The 2,439-nt window shown below is 59.7% G+C and carries 2 protein-coding genes; both read right to left on the reverse strand.

What is annotated here, in order from left to right; genetic code table 11:
• Window positions 1-76 precede the first annotated feature (76 nt).
• On the reverse strand, window positions 77-1,504 hold the full coding sequence (locus ABYB95_RS21615) for an amidase (RefSeq protein WP_372661801.1): 1,428 nt from the start codon (window positions 1,502-1,504) through the stop codon (window positions 77-79).
• Between the two features lie 86 nt (window positions 1,505-1,590).
• Window positions 1,591-2,439: LuxR C-terminal-related transcriptional regulator (locus tag ABYB95_RS21620; protein ID WP_372661804.1), on the reverse strand; the 849-nt coding region annotated here is incomplete at its 5' end.

Raw genomic sequence — 2,439 nt, forward strand, 5'->3', positions numbered from 1 at the left:
CCCGGTGGTTTAACTTGGTTTGAGGTTTCCCGGGAACGTCAAAGGCTTGAGTTGAGCAGGTTTGAAGAATCCACTTTTATTGAGCGAACACTTTGGGCCTGAATGCTCGCCAAGGCTGCAATCGTTCAAGGTCACGAGCGACCTGAAGCAGGACATCTTCACGCCCCATTCCCGCCACCATTTGAATGGGAACGGGCATCTCGTCATGCATGCCTGCTGGCAAGGTCAGCGCTGGCAGTCCGGTCATGTTGAACTGCGCCGTGAAAGGAATCGCATCGAAGAGCCGGTCGTACCAACCATGAGCGTCGAGACTCGCATCGTTTTGATCCAAGTACCCAAGGGGCAGTGGCGTGCGTTTCAAGGCGGGCATCAAGATGATGTCGTAGCGCGTGAGAAATACGCCGAGACTTCGGGACATGGCGTTCATCACGGCAAACACATCCTCGATGTCCATCGCCGTCAATGCGTTGCCCGCCTGCGCGCAGGCCAGTGTCACTGCCTCAAGCACATCTGGCCCAGGTTCACGGCCCATAGCGGCTTTCAACCCATTGACCCCCACCGCAAGGAAAGACATCCACGCCGAAAAATTCGCGCGCATGAAAGCATCAACGTCATAGACAGGCGCCGCTTCCTCAATCACATGCCCCTGGGCCTCTAACAAGCGGGCGGTGCGCTGCAGCGCCTCGTCGATTTGCCGCTCCACCGCCGGCGCCTTGGGCCACTGCCGAACCAACGCTACCTTCAGTGGCCGGGTGTCGGAAGCAATCGCGCGCACATAGGACTGGGTTGGCAAGGCGATGCCTTGGGTCGCGCCGATGTCGGGGCCTGCGACAGCATCGAGCAATGCCGCGCAATCACGTACCGTTCGGGTCACGGCGAATTCGCAGGCCATACCGAGCAGTGGCATCCCGTGGTAAGGACCAAGAGGCGTTCGGCCCCGAGATGGTTTCAATCCGATCAGGCCGCAAGAGGCCGCTGGAATCCGTATGGAACCTCCGCCATCGTTGGCATGCGCCACGGGCACAATGCCGGCCGCTACAGCGGCCGCTGAACCCCCTGAAGAGCCGCCAGAAGAGCGATCGAGGTTGTAGGGGTTGCGGGTGGGCCCGGGAAGAACTGACTCGGTTGTGGCGTTGAAGCCAAACTCGGGCGTTGCTGTGATCCCGATGGTGTTGAGGCCCGCCTTGCGAAAGCGCGTGAACAGTTCACTGTCTGTCGGAGGAATGAACTCGCCCTTGGCCAGCATGCGGGTGCCCATCATTTGCGGCACGCCGCCTACCGCCAGAACCAGGTCCTTGACCAAAAATGGCACGCCAGCAAAAGCGCCCTCGCTGTCGCCCATCACCGGAGGGTCCAGCCTGCGGACAACGGCGTTGATTGAACCGTTTACCGAATCGATTGCGCGGTTGGCACAGTCGGTGAGTTCTGCTCCGCTCACTTCTCCGGCTCTGACCAAATCGGCCAATCCAGTGGCGTCATGTGCGCTGTAGTCCTTCAAGTCCATGTCTCAAGCTCCTTATTTATGTCCTGTCACTTCAGGGCAAAGAGAGCTTGTAGCAAAGCGTCAATCTTTTGAATGATGCAAATGACCTATGGTGGCGAAGATCGGTCGGGGCTGGCCGAAGCAAGGACGGAGGCCAGCGTCGCTCGGTTGTGGACGCCCAGCTTGTCGTAGATTTGGCTCGTCTGATTGCGCACCGTAGCCGGGGAAATACCCAGATGGCGAGCGACGTGTTTATGGCTGAGGCCTTGGGTCAAGAGTGCTGCCACTTCCGTTTCGCGCGGGCTTAACCGACTGACCGGTGACAGGGGTCTGGCGTGCACTCTCCGAAGTCCAGCGCCGTCGTCGACTTTGGCTGGCTTCGCGGTGATGACCAGTCCCAAATCATCAGCCACGAGTCGACCGGTGCGCGTCAGTGCTGTTCGCATGGCTGCCTGCAACTTATCGCGAACGGGGCCCTCAGCATCCATTCCCAAGGCAAGCAACCCGGCACCGCCAAAGACGCAGTGCCCGGCAGCGGAGACCAGCAGCTCAACACCCTCACCGCTCGTCGCGGCAGTCACGTCTGCCCGTTGGCGGATTTGTCGGTCCAACACCTCAACCGATGCGTACAGAAAATCGCGTTCTCCGTTGTGCCAGCGGCGCACGGACGATCCCCCATGGCGCAAACAGGCCAAGAACAATGTGCCTTGATGATCCGTTCGTATCTGGGTGGCTGTGGCGATGGACCCGATGCCATACCGATCCACCATCGCCATCATCCCGTCCGTCTGCACGGCTTGACTCCGCAGGTACGTGGCAACCCGTCTCGGGGCCTTGCGAATCTGATCAAGCAACAGATCTTCGTGGCTCATCGCCTGCCATGTTTGATAGAAGTCACCCGGCAGGTTCAGCGCAGCCGTGCCATGCATCACCGGGCCGGTATTGCTTGAGTTTGA

This window comes from Hydrogenophaga sp., assembly GCF_041633695.1.
In the GTDB taxonomy this organism is placed as follows: domain Bacteria; phylum Pseudomonadota; class Gammaproteobacteria; order Burkholderiales; family Burkholderiaceae_C; genus Hydrogenophaga.

What these genes read in the sequence shown, in the direction of transcription:
- ABYB95_RS21615 (WP_372661801.1), bottom strand. Translation starts at nt 1,504, where the DNA reads ATGGACTTGAAGGACTACAGCGCACATGACGCCACTGGATTGGCCGAT.